16 protein-coding genes are annotated in these 16,432 nt (G+C 38.2%); all 16 read left to right on the forward strand.

Annotated elements, in window-relative coordinates:
- Nucleotides 1–27 precede the first annotated feature (27 nt).
- The 16 genes from polA to KH364_RS00640 all read left to right on the forward strand — a co-directional run bounded on the left by polA (nucleotide 28) and on the right by KH364_RS00640 (nucleotide 16,418).
- On the forward strand, nucleotides 28–2,649 hold the full coding sequence (gene polA / locus KH364_RS00565) for a DNA polymerase I (protein ID WP_273297940.1): 2,622 nt from the start codon (nucleotides 28–30) through the stop codon (nucleotides 2,647–2,649).
- 40 nt (nucleotides 2,650–2,689) lie between these two features.
- Nucleotides 2,690–3,304 carry a dephospho-CoA kinase gene (coaE, locus tag KH364_RS00570; RefSeq protein ID WP_273297942.1) on the forward strand — a complete coding sequence of 205 codons (615 nt, stop codon included), beginning with the start codon at nucleotides 2,690–2,692 and terminating at the stop codon, nucleotides 3,302–3,304.
- 148 nt (nucleotides 3,305–3,452) lie between these two features.
- Nucleotides 3,453–4,007 (forward strand): lytic transglycosylase domain-containing protein, encoded by a 555-nt coding sequence (locus KH364_RS00575; protein ID WP_265137368.1) that lies wholly within the window; start codon nucleotides 3,453–3,455, stop codon nucleotides 4,005–4,007.
- Nucleotides 3,991–4,686 (forward strand): hypothetical protein, encoded by a 696-nt coding sequence (locus KH364_RS00580; RefSeq protein ID WP_273297944.1) that lies wholly within the window; start codon nucleotides 3,991–3,993, stop codon nucleotides 4,684–4,686. Before KH364_RS00575 ends, KH364_RS00580 begins: the two co-directional genes overlap by 17 nt.
- A 262-nt stretch (nucleotides 4,687–4,948) precedes the next feature.
- Nucleotides 4,949–5,407 carry a ribosome maturation factor RimP gene (gene rimP, locus KH364_RS00585; protein WP_009351782.1) on the forward strand — a complete coding sequence of 153 codons (459 nt, stop codon included), beginning with the start codon at nucleotides 4,949–4,951 and terminating at the stop codon, nucleotides 5,405–5,407.
- A gap of 17 nt (nucleotides 5,408–5,424) precedes the next feature.
- On the forward strand, nucleotides 5,425–6,501 hold the full coding sequence (gene nusA / locus KH364_RS00590; RefSeq protein WP_054747221.1) for a transcription termination factor NusA: 1,077 nt from the start codon (nucleotides 5,425–5,427) through the stop codon (nucleotides 6,499–6,501).
- A gap of 2 nt (nucleotides 6,502–6,503) precedes the next feature.
- Nucleotides 6,504–6,773, forward strand: coding sequence for a YlxR family protein (locus KH364_RS00595; RefSeq protein ID WP_009351781.1), 270 nt, complete (start codon nucleotides 6,504–6,506; stop codon nucleotides 6,771–6,773).
- A gap of 12 nt (nucleotides 6,774–6,785) precedes the next feature.
- Entirely contained in the window at nucleotides 6,786–7,091 is a 306-nt protein-coding gene (locus KH364_RS00600; RefSeq protein WP_009351819.1) for a ribosomal L7Ae/L30e/S12e/Gadd45 family protein, read from the forward strand.
- A 15-nt stretch (nucleotides 7,092–7,106) separates the two neighbouring features.
- Nucleotides 7,107–9,587 carry a translation initiation factor IF-2 gene (gene infB / locus KH364_RS00605; RefSeq protein WP_273297947.1) on the forward strand — a complete coding sequence of 827 codons (2,481 nt, stop codon included), beginning with the start codon at nucleotides 7,107–7,109 and terminating at the stop codon, nucleotides 9,585–9,587.
- A 9-nt stretch (nucleotides 9,588–9,596) separates the two neighbouring features.
- A complete protein-coding gene (gene rbfA / locus KH364_RS00610; RefSeq protein ID WP_012864260.1) occupies nucleotides 9,597–9,953 on the forward strand; it encodes a 30S ribosome-binding factor RbfA in 357 nt (118 codons plus the stop codon).
- 17 nt (nucleotides 9,954–9,970) lie between these two features.
- Nucleotides 9,971–10,915: a bifunctional oligoribonuclease/PAP phosphatase NrnA gene (locus tag KH364_RS00615; protein WP_273297948.1), complete on the forward strand. Its 945-nt coding sequence runs from the start codon at nucleotides 9,971–9,973 to the stop codon at nucleotides 10,913–10,915.
- Nucleotides 10,915–11,856: a tRNA pseudouridine(55) synthase TruB gene (gene truB / locus KH364_RS00620; RefSeq protein ID WP_273297949.1), complete on the forward strand. Its 942-nt coding sequence runs from the start codon at nucleotides 10,915–10,917 to the stop codon at nucleotides 11,854–11,856. The genes KH364_RS00615 and truB overlap by 1 nt, the downstream gene beginning before the upstream one ends.
- Nucleotides 11,857–11,858: 2 nt before the next feature.
- Complete coding sequence (gene ribF / locus KH364_RS00625) at nucleotides 11,859–12,791, forward strand: riboflavin biosynthesis protein RibF (RefSeq protein ID WP_273297950.1); 933 nt, start codon at nucleotides 11,859–11,861, stop codon at nucleotides 12,789–12,791.
- Nucleotides 12,792–12,804: 13 nt separating this feature from the next.
- The gene (locus KH364_RS00630; protein WP_273297951.1) at nucleotides 12,805–13,569 is read left to right on the forward strand and encodes a shikimate kinase; all 765 of its coding nucleotides are present in this window, start codon (nucleotides 12,805–12,807) and stop codon (nucleotides 13,567–13,569) included.
- The gene (locus tag KH364_RS00635; protein ID WP_273297952.1) at nucleotides 13,569–15,722 is read left to right on the forward strand and encodes an ATP-dependent RecD-like DNA helicase; all 2,154 of its coding nucleotides are present in this window, start codon (nucleotides 13,569–13,571) and stop codon (nucleotides 15,720–15,722) included. The genes KH364_RS00630 and KH364_RS00635 overlap by 1 nt, the downstream gene beginning before the upstream one ends.
- The gene (locus KH364_RS00640) at nucleotides 15,723–16,418 is read left to right on the forward strand and encodes a double zinc ribbon domain-containing protein (protein ID WP_273297953.1); all 696 of its coding nucleotides are present in this window, start codon (nucleotides 15,723–15,725) and stop codon (nucleotides 16,416–16,418) included. It abuts the gene before it with no gap.
- The last annotated feature ends 14 nt before the right edge of the window (nucleotides 16,419–16,432 follow it).

Here is a 16,432-nt window from a genome sequence, read left to right on the forward strand (position 1 = left end):
AAAGGATAGAATTAAGCGAGGTGTATTATGAAAAAATTAATGATTATAGATGGCAGTAGTTTATTATTCCGTGCATTTTTTGCGTTACCACCGTTGAAGTCTGCTTTGGGGACTCCAACGAATGCGGTGTATGGTTTTTTAACTATGCTCATCAAATTGTATGAAGAAATTAATCCTGATTATATTGCTGTAGCTTTTGATAAAGGTCGTCAGACGTTCCGTACTGAAATGTACAGCGAATATAAAGGTAATCGTCCAGATGCACCAGAGGATTTACGCCCTCAATTTAGTCTTATTCAAGATGTATTAAAAGCCTTAGGTATTTGTGTTATTGAAGAAGAAGGCTTTGAAGGGGACGATATCCTAGGATCTTTAAGTAAGAAATTTGGTACATCAGAGATGGCTGTTCAAATCATTACTGGTGACCGCGATAATCTGCAGCTCGTTACAGAGCATAGTCACGTGTTCTTAACTAAAAAAGGTATTTCTGACATGTTAGAGGTTACTCTTGATAACATGGAAGAACTTTATGGCTATGGTCCTGATAAGGTTATCGAAATGAAAGCCCTTATGGGTGATTCCTCTGATAATATTCCAGGTGTACCAGGTGTAGGTGAAAAAACGGCCCTTAAATTAATTACAGAATACGGTAATCTTGAATCTGTATATGATCATATTGAAGATATTTCTGGTAAAAAATTAAAAGAGCGTTTACTAGAGAATAAAGAATTAGCTTTCTTATCCCGTGAGTTGGCTACTATTAAAACAGATATGGATTTATCTTATAAAGTAGAAGACTTTTTACAAAATTTCCATGCCTCTGAAGTACAGCCTTTATTCGAAACCTTGGGATTTACTAAATTAACGCCTCGTATCGTACAAGTAATGGGCGGAGAGGAAGCCGCTTTTGGTGATCCTGGTTCTTTATTTGCTCCACAAGAGGAAATTTCTCTAAATGATTTAACAGATGCTAAGGCTTTAACCTCTGAGTTCTATACAGATAAAACGGTGGCAGTACATGTTGTATTAGATGGTAAAACTCCATTTAGAACAGTTACGAATGCGTATTTATCTAATGGTGATACTATTGTAAAAACAGATGATACTAAAGCTGTATTAGCGGTTTTACAAGGTGCAAATTCCATCGTTACTACTCAAACTAAAGAGATTATTGAAGCCTTTGGTGAAGATGCACCAGCTGAGATTTCTCTATTTAATGATGATAAAACCGCTCGTGTCCATGATATGTCTCTTCTTGCGTACTTGTTAGATCCTACGCGTACCAACTATGGTTATCTATATTTAACGGAACGTTTCTCCGTGCCAAGCATTGCTAGTGGTAGTGTAGATGTAGAATGCGTATCCATGGTGAAAGCTTTACTCGCTATGAACGAAGTAGCTTGTGAATCTGCACGCCGTGAAGAGCTTTGGTCTCTATATGAAACAATTGAGTTGCCATTGATTCATACTTTAGTAGTAATGGAGAAAAATGGTATTTATATTGATACAGAAAAATTAGCTGAAACTACGGCTCGTTTTAAAGAGGAACTAGCGCAAGTACAGCAAGAGATTTACGATATCGCAGGGGAAACTTTCAACATTAACTCGCCTAAACAATTGGGTGTTATCTTGTTTGAAAAGATGAACTTGCCAATCATTAAGAAAACTAAGACTGGCTATTCTACAGATGCAGAAGTACTTGATATGCTTCGTCATGAAAGTCCGATTGTAGAGAAAATCTTGGCATACCGTTCTGTAGCTAAGCTAGTATCTACGTATTGTGAAGGCTTGGCCGTTCTTATTAATGATAAGACTAAACGCATTCACACTACCTTCAATCAAATGGTTACGGCTACAGGACGTCTCAGCTCCTCTGATCCAAACTTACAAAATATTCCTGTCCGTACTGAAAAGGGTAGAGAAATTCGTGCTTTATTCTACCCAGGTACAGGTTACGATACCTTGGTGAGTGCCGATTACTCTCAAATTGAGTTGCGCATCTTAGCTCACTTATCTGGCGATGAAGCATTAATTAAAGCCTTCGTAGAAGGCAAGGATATTCACCGTTTTACTGCGGCAGAGGTACTAGGAAAATCTCAAGAGGACGTTACGAGTGAAGAGCGTTCCCATGCGAAGGCGATTAACTTTGGTATCATTTACGGTATTTCTGACTTTGGCTTGTCTCGTGACCTCGGTATTACACGGGGTGAAGCTAAAAACTATATTGAGCTATACTTTAGCCGTTATCCGAAGGTTAAAGAGTATATGGATCGCATGGTTCAAGAGGCTCATGAAACTGGTAAGGTTCGTACTATGTTCGGTCGTCAACGTGAATTGCCTGATATTAACAGCCGTAACTTTAACCGTCGCTCTTTTGCAGAACGTACGGCAATGAACACACCAATTCAAGGTACTGCGGCAGATATTATTAAGTTGGCTATGAACCAAGTCGAGAAAAAGCTTGAAGAAGGAAACTTTACATCTCGTCTTTTATTACAGGTACATGACGAACTTGTATTAGAAGTAGTGAACTCTGAATTAGAAGCAGTAGAAGAATTATTACGTACTACTATGCAATCTGTTGTGGAGTTACAAGTACCTCTTATTGTAGATGTACATCATGCGGAAAATTGGGCGTTAGTTAAATAATAGTTTTTTAATATTAGTTTATTAAAAATAGAAGGTATATATGTTTAAAATAGGATTAACTGGTGGTATTGCATCGGGCAAGAGTACAGTCCTTACCTATTTTAAGGACAAAGGAATACCTTATATCGATGCAGATATCGTCGCTCGTGAGGTAGTAGAGCCTGGTACTGAAGGTTTAGAAGCAATTGTAGATGCCTTTGGTTCTAATGTATTGCATGATGATGGTACATTAAATCGTGAAGCACTGGGAGCTATTGTCTTTCATAATGAAGAAAAGCGCCGACAACTAAATGACTGTTTGAAAGAACACATTAGAAATCGGATTATGGAACTTACAGCTTATTATGAGTCGAATCGTACAGCTGTTTTAATCTATGACATTCCCTTACTCATAGAAGGTGAATGGTATACCATGATGGATGAGGTGTGGCTCGTTTATGTAAACGAATCAACTCAAATAGAACGTTTGATGAGTCGTAATGGCTTTTCTAAAGAGGATGCTCTAGCTCGCATCAATAGTCAAATGCGACTCGACGATAAACGATCTTTTGCAGATCTAATCATTGATAATAATGGTACGCCTCAGGCTTTGACCGCACAACTAGATACAATTTGGAGTGAGCGTTTAGAGCCGCTTTTACAAAAATCTCAATAATAACAGTAGATGTGTCAAAATTGGTATATAAAAAATAGTATTAAATGGTATAATAAGCCCATGTAATTTAGTATCATATTGTCTATCATTTTCTTATATGCTAGATAATGGTAAATATTATAGTAATTATATGTAGAAAGGGGGATATATGAAACGTGCAACGGCAACGGCGCTGTCTTGCGTCGTACTTGGATGGTTTTATTTTACACATCTAGATGATCCTTTGGCGCGTCAAACCGCGTATCCCTTTAACTATAGAGATGTAGTCATGGCTGCCGCTGAGAAAGAGCAAGTGCCTCCGTCCTTGGTGGCTAGTGTAATCTTGGCTGAAAGTAAATACAAGAACACTGCTGAGTCTGAAACAGGTGCTCTTGGGTTAATGCAACTCATGCCTGATACGGCTCGTTGGGTAGCACAACAAGTTGGCCATGGCAATTATACAGATCGCCAATTAAAAGAACCTACCACTAATATTGAGTTAGGCACTTGGTACTTAGGTTATTTATTAAAGGAATTTAATGGTGACGAAGTACAAGCGTTAGCTGCTTATAATGCAGGTCGTGGCCATGTAGAATCTTGGCTTCAGGAGAATAAGTGGAATGGTATGGCTGATACAATTCCGTTTCCTGAGACGCGTAGCTATGTAAAGGCTGTTTTACAGTATCAAGAAAGATATGAGGCATTGTATGGAAACGATCATTGAAGCTTGTAAAGGCTTAGACTATTCATGGTTGCCTCAAAGTGTTGAAGGTTTTACTTTAGTTACATCTAGTGATAGTGACTATACAGAGTTAGCTAATCGTATTGAAAGTGGAGAAGAGGTTTTACGAGTACCTATTTTCCATTATCAAAACGACTTAGGTTGGCGTTGGTGTGCCTTATATGATAAAGAGGTAGAGGATTATACGGTACATATTGAGATGCCTTTGTTTTCCTTTGTGGATATTTCCTTTGTAAGAGCTGATTTAGAATCCTTTTGGAACTGTCTTAAGGAACGATGTGTGAAGGGCTTAACAAATATGTTAATCGAACCATCTAATAATTTTACCTTTACTTATCGTCGCAGAGGAATTCCTACATGGGACTTCTCCGAAGTTATGCCTGAAGAGTTAGAAGGCTTTGTTCGAGATATTGATCCTGCTCACGGAATTCGCATGATTAATGGTTCTTTTATCATTGGTGAATACCGTAAAATGGATGAATGTACAGGTTTATTATTGTATTATAATGAGTTGCGCGATGAATATTTTGCAGAACTCCGCTATAAAAGCTATCCAGAAATCGATCATCATTTAGACGCTAAAAATCTAGATGGTTTAGCTGACGTATTGTGTGAACATTTAGGCCCTATATTAAAAGGCTTAAATGACCGTGTTGATTAATTAGGATAGATTTGACTATGCTGTTATTGTAGTCATTTTAGGGTTTTATAAAATGACTTATGTGGTATTGGTTTCTTAAATGCCCATCAGAAAGCGTAGAATTTGTATATACACTGTAAATGTGATATACTATATATGACTTTTATATAAATCTTTTAAAAGAGTGGGCTTATGTCCACTCTTTCATTTATGATTAGCCTAATTTTAAGGTGAATGAATCAAGAGATATATACAAGATGTTGTAATGAAGGAGGCGATGGCTATGAAGAGAGAAGCAGTGGAGGAATTTGTATCCTCTGTAGTTGAAGGTATAATAGCCGGCACCGATATGGAACTCGTTGATGTAGACTATGTGCGCGAACGCGATTGGTATTTGCGCGTCTATCTCGACAAACCAGGTGGTGTAGATTTGGATGATTGTCAGTTGGTGAGCGAAAAATTAAGTGCTGTCCTCGACGAAAAAGATCCAATTACGGAAAACTATTTATTGGAAGTATCTTCTCCAGGCTTAGATCGAGTTCTTAAGAAGGATAAGGATTTGATTCGCTATAATGGCCGAGACGTAGATATTCAGTTATTTAAACCTGTTAATGGCAGTAAGCAATTTACTGGTGCCTTACAAGGTTTTACGGATACAACTATCGACTTTACTATTAATGGTGAAAGCATGACATTTGAACGTTCTGCTATTGCACAAATTCGATTACATCTTGATTTTTAATATATGGAGGCATACGAGTGAGTCAAGAATTAATTCAAGCGGTAATGGTACTTACAAAGCAAAAAGGTTTTGCTCCTGAGGTTATCTTTGAATCCTTAGAGGCTGCATTATTGCAAGCATATCGCAAAGAACCAACATCTAACCCAGATGCGTACGTTGTGATTGACCGCGAAACAGGCGTTTATAAAGTAATGGCAAAAAAACAAGTAGTAGAAACTGTGGAATTACCTGAAACAGAAATCAGCTTGCTTGATGCTCGCAAAAAAGATAAACGTTTTGAGATTGGTGACGTAGTAGAAGTAGATGTAACTCCTGCCAACTTTGGTCGTAGCGCTGCCCATACTGCAAAACAAATGCTCATTCAACGTTTGAAAGAGGCTGAGCGCAGCGTAGTATACGAAGAATACTATAGCCGCGAAGGTGATATCATCACTGGCGTCATTACTCGCGTAGAAGGTAAAAACGTATTTATTGATCTTGGTAAAACAGAAGCAATCTTACCACCAACAGAGCAAATTGCTACTGAAACATATCGTGAAGGGGATCGCATTAAGTGCTATATCGTAGAGGTTAAGAAAACTACGAAAGGCCCTCAAATCATGATTTCCCGTACACATCCAGGCTTATTAAAACGTCTCTTTGAATTAGAAGTGCCAGAAATCTTTGAAGGCGTTGTGGAGCTTAAATCTGTAGCTCGTGAGCCAGGTATGCGCTCTAAAATCGCCGTATATAGCCGTGATGAAAATGTTGATCCTGTAGGTGCTTGCGTAGGTCCTAAAGGTCAACGTGTACAACATATCGTTGATGAATTACACGATGAAAAAATTGACATTGTTAAATGGGATGAAGATCCAGCAATTTACATTGCTAACTCCTTAAGCCCTGCGAAGGTTATATCTGTAGATGTAAGCGAAGAAGAAAAATCTTCTTACGTAGTAGTACCTGACTACCAATTATCTTTAGCAATTGGTAAAGCTGGTCAAAATGCTCGTTTAGCGGCGAAGTTAACAAACTGGAAAATCGATATTAAAAGCGAAACTCAAGCTGCTGAAGAACCTTTCACAGGTTTTGGCAACGCTGAGGAAGGTGAATAGTCATGAAACCGAAATCCCAACCTATGCGAACTTGTGTAGGATGTGGTGAGCCTAAGGCTAAACGTGAATTGATTCGCGTAGCTTTGAGCCCAGATGGTAACATCAGTATTGATCGCACTGGTAAAGCACCAGGACGTGGAGCCTATCTATGTGAATCCATGTCGTGCTTTGAGCAAGCCTATAAGGCAAAACGATTAGAACGGTCATTAAAGCATGGTGTATCGAAAGAGATATACGAAGCATTACAACGTGATTTACAAGAGAATGAGTAATCACTGATATACATGAATGAAGATAAAATTTTGAATCTCTTAGGGTTAGCACAACGAGCAGGTAAAGTTATTTCCGGTGATTTCATCGTAGAAAAGGCTATAAAGAGAAAGGAACCGAAATTGGTACTTCTCGCTGGTGACTGTGCAGCCAACAATGAAAAGAAATATACTCAATTAGCAGAGACACATCAGATTCCACTTCATAGTATTGCCAATAAAGAGGCGTTAGGAACGGCCATTGGTAAAGAAGTTAGGGTAGTAGTTGCCGTACTAGATGATGGATTTGCAAAGGCAATATTAAAAGAGATTGATCGATAATAAGGGGGTATGTAGATGTCCAAAAAGCGCGTCCATGAAATCGCCAAAGAGTTCGGCGTAGAAAGTAAGCAGGTTATTTCTATTTTGCAACAACATAATGTAAATGTTACGAAAGCAGTTAATTCTGTAGATGATTCCGGTTATGAAATTGTAAAAAAACAATTGAGTAAGAAATCTGAAGCACCTAAAGTAGCACAAAAAACAGAACAAAAAGTAGAACAAAAATCTGCTCCAACTGCAGCTCATAAACAAGAAGCTGCGCCACATAAACAACAACATCCAAATCGTTCTAAGGAACAGAAAAAGGATAATCGTAAACAAGGTGGTCAAAAACAAGACGATCAATCTAAACAAAACGACCACAAAAAAGGCAATGTACGTCACGTACAAATTTCTGAGCCTACACGTAAATCCGATGGTAACCAACATGGTGGTGACCGCGCTAATAACCGCCCTAATAACAATAATAACCGCAATAATGACAACCGCAATAATAACGGTCGTCCTAATGATGCGCGTAATAACGACAATCGCAATAACGATAACCGTAATAGCGACAACCGCAACAACGATAATCGCAATTCTAATAACAATGATCGCCGTAACAAGAAAAATAAAAAAGGTGGCAACAATCGCCCTCAATCCTTGTTATCTACATCTATGCAAAAGAAAAAGAATCGCGTAAAACATCGTAATGAACAGTACTTACAACAAAAAGCTGAGGCTGAACGTAAGGCTGAAGCAGCGATTGCCACAGAAATTGAATTGTCTGGTTCTTTAACTGTTAAAGAACTAGCTGAAAAAATGGGCCGAGAAGTATCTGAAATTATCAAAAAATTGATGCTTTTAGGTGTAATGGCAAGTATTAACCAAGAGGTTGATGTTGATACAGCTACAATCGTAGCAGAAGAATTTGGTGTAACTGTAACTGAAGTAGAACCTGAAGAGGATCCTACTGATATTATCGAAATTGAAGATGCACCAGAAACATTAAAACCTCGTCCACCAGTAGTTACTATCATGGGTCACGTTGACCATGGTAAAACATCCTTATTGGACGTAATTCGTCAAACTAACGTAACGGCTGGCGAAGCTGGCGGTATCACTCAACATATCGGTGCATACCAAGTTCGTTATAATGATAATAAAATTACATTCCTTGATACTCCTGGCCATGAAGCGTTTACTGCTATGCGTCTACGCGGTGCGAAATCCACGGATATTGCAGTTCTTGTAGTAGCTGCTGACGACGGTGTAATGCCACAAACTATCGAGGCTATTAACCATGCTAAATCTGCAGATGTACCTATTATCGTAGCCATTAATAAAATGGATAAACCAGGTGCTAACCCAGATCATGTTAAACAACAATTGTCTGAACATGGCCTTTTACCAGAAGAATGGGGCGGCGATGTAATCATGGTTCCTGTATCTGCTAAACAAAAACAAGGTATCGACGACTTGCTCGAAAATATCTTGCTCGTAGCAGAAGTTATGGAATTGAAAGCTAACCCTAACCGTAAAGCTTATGGCGTAGTTATCGAGGCTCAACTTGATAAAGGCCGTGGTGCTGTATGTACCGTATTAGTACAAAAAGGTTCCCTTCGTGTAGGTGACACAGTTCTTGCTGGTACTGCATACGGTAAAGTTCGCGCTATGACAAATGAACGTGGCGAAAAAGTAAAAGTAGCTCGTCCATCTATGCCAGTAGAAATCTTGGGCTTCTCCGAAGTTCCACAAGCTGGTGAAATCATCAATGGTATGGATGATAACGAAGCACGTGCAATCGCTGAAAAGCGTATTGCAAAACAACGCGTTCAAGAATTACAAGCAACTCACAAAGTTACATTGGATGATATTTTTAACCAAATTCAACAAGGTGAGTTAAAAGACCTTAACATCATCATCAAAGCTGACGTTCAAGGTTCTGTAGAAGCATTGCGTCAATCTTTAGAAGGTATTAAAAACCCTGAAGTTCGTATTGTTATCGTCCATGCTGCAGTAGGTGCTATCAACGAATCCGATATCATGTTGGCTTCTGCATCTAATGCAATCGTAATGGGCTTCAACGTACGTCCTGATGCTAATGTTCGCCGCGCTGCGGAAAATGAAAAAGTTGACCTTCGTACATATCGCGTAATCTATGATGCTATCAACGATGTTGAGTCTGCTATGCGTGGTATGTTAGCACCTCAATTCAAAGAGGTTATCGTTGGTCGTGCTGAAGTACGTCAAGTAATCTCTACACCTAAAGCAATTGTTGCTGGTTCTTATGTAACTGAAGGTCGTATTACTAACGACTCTGAAGTACGTTTGATCCGTGATGGCATCGTCGTATTTGAAGGTAAGGTTGACTCCTTACGCCGCTTCAAAGACGAAGTGAAAGAGGTTAAAACATCCTTCGAATGTGGTATTTCCTTGGAAGGTTACCGCGATGTGAAGGAAGGCGACGTTATCGAAGCATACTTAATGGAAGAAATTGCACCTCAATTCTAGGAGGTTTATATGAGTGACGTTCGTGTCAGAAAATTACAAGAATTTATCAAACAAGAGGTAAGTCAAATGTTGATGCGCGGGTTGAAGGACCCTCGCATCGGCTTTACTACGATCACTGATGTTCATGTAACAGGTGATTTACGAGAAGCTACGATTTATGTTTCCTTGTTTGGTTCTGATAAGGAAAAACAAGATACCCTTATCGCATTAAAGCATGCAGCTGGTCATATTCGTACTGAGCTTGGCAAAGTACTTAAATTGCGCCATATTCCTTCTATCACTTTTGATAAGGATACGTCTTTAGACTATAGCATGCATATCGAATCCCTATTGAATGAAATCAAAAAGGACGAAGAAACAAATTAACACAAAGGATACAGAACATGAGTAAGATTACTATTAATCAATTACATATGGCTCTGTGTGAAGCTAATTCTATTATGCTAACCGTCCATGTTAGACCTGATGGCGATGCTATCGGGTCCATGGTGGCCTTTTACGAAGCCCTTATAGGACAAGGTAAAACTGTATATATGGTAGTGGATGATGTAGTTCCTGAGAAATACTCATTCTTACGATATACGGACCACATCCATGATGTAGCGTACTTTGAAACTAATCCAGTTGACATTGATATGCTTATGGTTTTGGATGCTAGCACGTATGAGCGAATTGGCAAAGTAGGTGCACTCTGGAGTGCACCTATTTTTAATATAGACCACCATATTTCCAATACGGAATTTGCTGATCATCTATATTTGAAGCCAGAATTTGCTGCTACAGGTGAAATTGTTACGGACTTATGTACGAAATGGAATTGGCCTATCACCGAGTCGATGGGCACCGCATTATATATGGCGATTGCTACAGATTGTGGGTTCTTTAAATTTAGTAACACCACAGCGAATACCCTTGAAATGGCTGCTAAATGTGTAGCCGCAGGGGCTAGACCAAATGTTATTTCTGAAACGATTGAGGCCGTATCTGCTAGTCGTCTTGAATTAACTAAACAAGTTATGCAAACTATTGAGTTCCACAAGAATAATACAGTAGCGACCATTGATTTGAATCGAGAAGCTATGAATATTCTTGGAGATGATACAGATGGTTTTGTAGATATTATTAGAAACGTCGATACTGTTGATGTAGCCATTTTATTAAAAGCTGAAGCCGATGATAGAACTCGTGTTAGTTTACGTTCTAAAGGCATTGATGTAAACGCAGTAGCCAGTCACTTTGGTGGAGGCGGTCATATTCGTGCTTCTGGTTGCACTATTAATCTACCGTTAGAAAAGGCAAAACAAGCTCTTATTGAGGTAATTAAGTAATGGATGGCATTTTACCATTTTTAAAACCGCCTGGTATTACAAGTCATGATGCTGTAGCCATTTGTCGTCGTATTTTAAAAGAAAAGCGCATTGGTCATAGCGGTACACTTGATCCGATGGCTTATGGTGTATTACCTATATTTCTTGGTAAGGCTACACGCCTTATAGAGTATACTGAAGGTTTTGATAAAACCTATGTAGCTGAATGTAAATTTGGAACTTTTACAGATACTGAAGATAGCTCTGGACAACCTGTATTACCTGATACAGATATGGTGTTGCGTGACGGTGTTGTATTGAATGAATCTATTCAGTTTTCTGAGCTCTCCGGATCTATGCTTAAGCCAACATTTGATGAATTGGTTAATACCTTGAATACCTTTGTAGGCGTTCAAGATCAGAGGCCATCTAAGTATTCTGCGATTAAAGTAAATGGTATTCGAGCTTATGAATATGCACGAAAAGGGATCCCTGTAGAGTTGCCATTACGTCAAATTCATATTAAACACATTGAATTAATAGCCTATGGATTCCCATACTTTACGGTTCGCGTTACTTGCTCAGGCGGGACTTATATTCGTTCGTTATTACGCGATATTTGTATTTCTCTAGGCATACCAGGAACTATGACATCTTTAGCACGTACTCAAGTGGGACCTTTTGCTATCGATTCCGCAAAAATAGCGGAAGAGTTAATGTTACATGGTGAAAGCCTTTTACTACCAACAGAAGCGGCGGTATCTCATCTTTCACAAGTGACTGTAAATAGTGTACAATTAAAGATGATGGTGCAAGGCAAGGAGTTGCCTATTAATAGTGAATTTTCTTTCACTGAGCCAGATAATTTGTATAGAGCCTATGGACCGCATGGTTTTATTGGTATTATGAAACGAACAAACCACTCCTTAAAGGTGGAAAAAAATATTTTTATTGAAGGATAAGTATGAAGCAAATACATTCGTTTGATGAACTACGTCAAATCAAAGATACAAAAGTATATGCCCTTGGTACCTTTGATGGCATTCATCGAGGTCATCAACGAGTTATACGTAAGGCTGTTGAGGAGGCTGCATCAGTTAATGGTGTTAGTATCATCATAACCTTTGAACATCATCCGTTGACGATACTACATCCAGAACGGGTACCTAAACGGTTGATACAAGAAGACGTTTTGAATACAGTCATTGAAAGCCTCCAGGTGGATTATATTTTGCGATTACCGATGACTGAAGCATTGCTTAACATGTGTGCTGATGAGTTTTTAGATGCCCTTTGTAAAGATACTAATGTGGAAGCTATCGTCGTTGGTGAGAATTTCACATTCGGTGCTAAAGGGCTAGGTAATCCTGAATATATGAAACAAGTATTGGCAGATAAGGCGATACAAGTTTTAGTTCAGCCTTTATTGCCTTGTGATGGACTTAGTACTCCTATTTCGAGTACTGAAATTAGAAAAGCTATTCGAGAAGGCCGTCTAGAAGATGCCACTCATTGGCTTGGTCGACCATTCCAGTTTAAAGGTACTGTAATAAAAGGTGATCAACGGGGACGTACATTAGGATTCCCTACATTAAATTTATTGCTTCCTAATGAAATGGCTACACCTCCAGATGGAGTATATGCTAATCGTGTATGCATTGATGGCATTTGGTATGATGGGGTAGGTAATGTTGGAGACAATCCTACATTTAAAAACCAGTACCATAGATGTGAAGTACACGTGTTTGACTTTGATCAAGATATATATGGAAAAGAAGTAATCGTACAATTTATTTCCTATCTTAGAGGAGAAGTTAAATTTAATAACTTACAAGATCTTATCGATCAAATGAAGGTAGATGAAGAACAGGCGTTAGCTATTTTAGCTAAAGCATAATAAGGGGGTTCTCATGGATATTAAAGAAGCTCGCAAACAAATTGACAGTATTGATACTGTTTTAGTCAGTGAATTTGAAAAAAGACTATCCTTAATTAAAGAAATTGGCAAATATAAAGATGAACATCATTTGCCACTCGTCGATGAAGAACGGGATGCAAGTATCATTGCTATGCATCGTTCTAACTGCAAAGATGAGTCTTTAGCGAACTATGTAGAAAATTATATGAAAACTGTTGTTTCCATGAGTAACGATTTCTTAAAAGAAAATATGCATAAACATATTTTCCTCATTGGGATGCCTGGTGCAGGTAAGACTACAGTAGGTAAGGTTCTTGCTAAAGAATTAGGTAGAGACTTCTTCGATTTAGATCAAACAATCCAAAATAAGGTTGGTAAATCTGTACAAAATATTTATATTCACGATGGTAAAGATGCTTTCACTGAATACGAATATACTACAATCAAAGAATTGATTCACAATAAACCATCTGTTATTGCTACAGGTGGTGGTACAGTTACTTATGATAAAACTGTAAACTTAATGCGCAATAACGGTCTTGTTGTATTCGTTAATCGCGATGTAAATCATATTCTAGATGATTTGGATCTTGAAATTCGCCCACTTGTAAAAGAAAGTATTGAGTATATATTTAATGTATACGAAGAACGATACCCATTATACGAAGAAGTGGCGCATATCAAAATTGGTAACGAAGGTAGCATTACCGATGCGGTGCAAGAAATTATTGAAGCCTTGCCTAATACGGAGAAATAATGGACGCCATACGAGGATTTGTATACCGAACTATATATGAGAATACACAGCGTACATATTGCGTTTTTATCCTCAAAGATTATAATGAGGAATACATTACTTGTACCGGCAAATTCGAGTCTCCTAAAGAAGGGGAAGATATTGAAGTACGAGGCCGCTATGTAGAGCATGAAAAGTATGGTCGCCAATTTGATGCGAGCAGTGTGGAAAAGTTAAAGCCCGATAATATGGGCGCTGCTAAAACGTATTTACTAAACCTAGGTATAAAAGGATTTGGTGAGAAATCTGTAGAGAAGGTTCTCGACTATTTTGGCATTCGTATTTTAGAAATTTTACGACAGGAACGTCCTGAAGAAATTAAGGATGTTCCTGGTCTTCGAAAAAGTGTTAAGGATGAACTATTTAATACATTACTTGGTGAAGGGATTTTATCCGATTTAAATCACTTTTTTGAAAGTCACCATATTTCTTCTAAATGGAGTCGAACTGTATATACTTATTACGGTGTTCAGTCGGTAGCTGTTATAGAGGATAACCCTTATACTTTGTTGCGTGTTGCACCAGATATGCTCTTTGGTACGGCTGATACACTGGCGGAACATTTAGGTATTACTGGCAGTGATTCTCGCCGTTTAGAGGCTGGTTTAGAATGGATTTTACGCAGTTTAGATAATCAAGGTCATACATGCTTGCCTGTAGATCAACTTATAGGTCGGTTAGATGATCTTTTACAAACTGATGTAGATGATATTGCTAACTTTATTGAAAGTCTTTTAGAGCAAGGTGCACTGTATAGCACGTATTACGAAGATATTTTATATATCTATCCTCCAGAAATGTATGTTTCTGAAGTGGAAGGTGTGCACTATACTCGGGAATTTTTATTAGAAGCAGATCCAATTGCTTTAGATATTCTAAGCTTTATAGAAAAGTTTGAGCAAGATAACCAAATTACCTTTGGCGATGCTCAAAAAGAGGCTATTCAGCTTTCTTTCTTTGAGAAGTTTTCCCTCATAACTGGTGGTCCTGGTACGGGCAAAACAACGATTATTAAGGCTTTAGTAAAAGGGTTCCAACTTGGTGGATTAGGTCGTATTATCTTATGTGCTCCTACGGGGCGTGCTGCGAAACGACTTACAGAGGCAACGGAGTTTGAAGCTACTACGATACATAGATTATTAGTACCTGTTCAAGGTAGTGATTCCTATGATTTTACTAAGAACGAGGATGATCCATTAGATATAGATGTTATTATTATCGATGAAGCATCTATGCTCAATGTTCGTCTATTCTATTCATTAATGGCCGCGATTCCTAAAGAGGCCCATGTTATTATTGTAGGCGACGTGGATCAATTGCCACCTATTGGGGCTGGTTTTGTATTAAAAGATTTGCTTGATAGTGATTGCGTACCTTATACGCGACTCAATCAGATTTATCGTCAAAGTTCGGGTAATACTATCGTTGAAAGCGCTTATGCTATCAATCGTGGGGAAATGCCGAACCTAGATGGTGTGAGTGAAGAGTTTTCTTTTATTCCCGTTAAATCCTATGACATGATGATGAAAGCCATCATCGATGTATATAAACGAGAACAGGAATATGTAGAGGATGAATTAGATATTCAGATCATTTCTCCTATGCGTCGTGGTGAAGCCGGTAGTACCTTGATATCTCAATATGTACAACAAGCTGTTAATCCACCGGATAGCTATAAAGGGGAAGCACGTGTAAATGGTATTACTTATCGCGTTGGTGATAAGGTTATTCAAATCCTAAATGACTATGAGTTAGAGGTTTTCAATGGTGAAATTGGTGTAATTTACGCCATTACACGAACGGACATTTGTATCCGATTTATCCATAAAGAGGTTCGTCTACCTATCGATGAAGCACATATGATTATGCCAGCCTATGCTATTACGGTTCATAAAAGCCAAGGTAGTGAGTATGGCGTAGTTATTATTCCATTTGTCCCTAGATATGGTGGTATGTTACAACGCAACTTGTTGTATACTGCTGTTACCCGAGCAAAACGAAAAGTTATTATCGTTGGTACTACTAGTGCTGTTGAACGTGCCGTACGTACCGTTAATGGTGATGAACGATATACATTGTTTAAAGAACGACTACAAGGGAGATGTGATTCTTAAATGAGTCTTTTGGATTTCCTATTTCCACCTGTTTGTCCTCACTGTGGGGCTCCTGTAGCAACACAAGGTGATTGGTGTAAAACTTGTTTTACAGATCTATTACATATTCGTCATGTGCCACATAAATTTTTACATCATGTAGATGATGTATGTGTGCTAGCTGAATATCGTGGTGGTCTAAAGTCTATGATTTACGATGTAAAATTTAATGAAAAAAAGGAGCAGTCCAAAGGGGCTGCTCCTTTTTTAGCGTCGTACAACTTTTACATGAAATATAATACATTTAATATACTTAGTCATAATTGTAAAACCGTATATGACTATATTGTACCTGTACCGTCTAGTGTGAAAAAAATAAATAAGAGGGGATATAATCAAGTTGATTTATTTTTCAGTCATTGGGCCAAGTCCTTACAAAACATCGATAATAAGCATTTTATTTGGTTAGATTGTATATATAAATTTGATACTTCAAACGATATGTGGGCTTTAACAAATAAGGAGAGACATCAAAATATTGATGATGCCTTTGTCGTAAAAGCTGAGTATAAGCATATGGAATTGGCTAATAAAAATATTTTAATTGTTGATGATATTTATACGACAGGCGCAACAATTGAGGCTGTAACTAAGGTGTTGAGGTCGTATAAACCTCTTAAAATTGATGCCTTAACATTAGCTAGTGGTAGTTTTTAAATTTCCACCAAAAA

This window comes from Veillonella sp. oral taxon 158 (assembly GCF_018376515.1).
Lineage (GTDB): Bacteria > Bacillota > Negativicutes > Veillonellales > Veillonellaceae > Veillonella > Veillonella rogosae.

Excerpts from the sequence above, each read along its gene's own strand:
- KH364_RS00580 (WP_273297944.1), top strand. The coding sequence starts at position 3,991 with ATGGAAACGATCATTGAAGCTTGTAAAGGCTTAGACTATTCATGGTTG.
- KH364_RS00575 (WP_265137368.1), top strand. The coding sequence starts at position 3,453 with ATGAAACGTGCAACGGCAACGGCGCTGTCTTGCGTCGTACTTGGATGG.
- infB (WP_273297947.1), top strand. The coding sequence starts at position 7,107 with ATGTCCAAAAAGCGCGTCCATGAAATCGCCAAAGAGTTCGGCGTAGAA.
- KH364_RS00630 (WP_273297951.1), top strand. The coding sequence starts at position 12,805 with ATGGATATTAAAGAAGCTCGCAAACAAATTGACAGTATTGATACTGTT.
- coaE (WP_273297942.1), top strand. The coding sequence starts at position 2,690 with ATGTTTAAAATAGGATTAACTGGTGGTATTGCATCGGGCAAGAGTACA.
- ribF (WP_273297950.1), top strand. The coding sequence starts at position 11,859 with ATGAAGCAAATACATTCGTTTGATGAACTACGTCAAATCAAAGATACA.
- rbfA (WP_012864260.1), top strand. The coding sequence starts at position 9,597 with ATGAGTGACGTTCGTGTCAGAAAATTACAAGAATTTATCAAACAAGAG.
- polA (WP_273297940.1), top strand. The coding sequence starts at position 28 with ATGAAAAAATTAATGATTATAGATGGCAGTAGTTTATTATTCCGTGCA.
- KH364_RS00615 (WP_273297948.1), top strand. The coding sequence starts at position 9,971 with ATGAGTAAGATTACTATTAATCAATTACATATGGCTCTGTGTGAAGCT.
- truB (WP_273297949.1), top strand. The coding sequence starts at position 10,915 with ATGGATGGCATTTTACCATTTTTAAAACCGCCTGGTATTACAAGTCAT.
- KH364_RS00640 (WP_273297953.1), top strand. The coding sequence starts at position 15,723 with ATGAGTCTTTTGGATTTCCTATTTCCACCTGTTTGTCCTCACTGTGGG.
- KH364_RS00595 (WP_009351781.1), top strand. The coding sequence starts at position 6,504 with ATGAAACCGAAATCCCAACCTATGCGAACTTGTGTAGGATGTGGTGAG.
- KH364_RS00635 (WP_273297952.1), top strand. The coding sequence starts at position 13,569 with ATGGACGCCATACGAGGATTTGTATACCGAACTATATATGAGAATACA.
- KH364_RS00600 (WP_009351819.1), top strand. The coding sequence starts at position 6,786 with ATGAATGAAGATAAAATTTTGAATCTCTTAGGGTTAGCACAACGAGCA.
- rimP (WP_009351782.1), top strand. The coding sequence starts at position 4,949 with ATGAAGAGAGAAGCAGTGGAGGAATTTGTATCCTCTGTAGTTGAAGGT.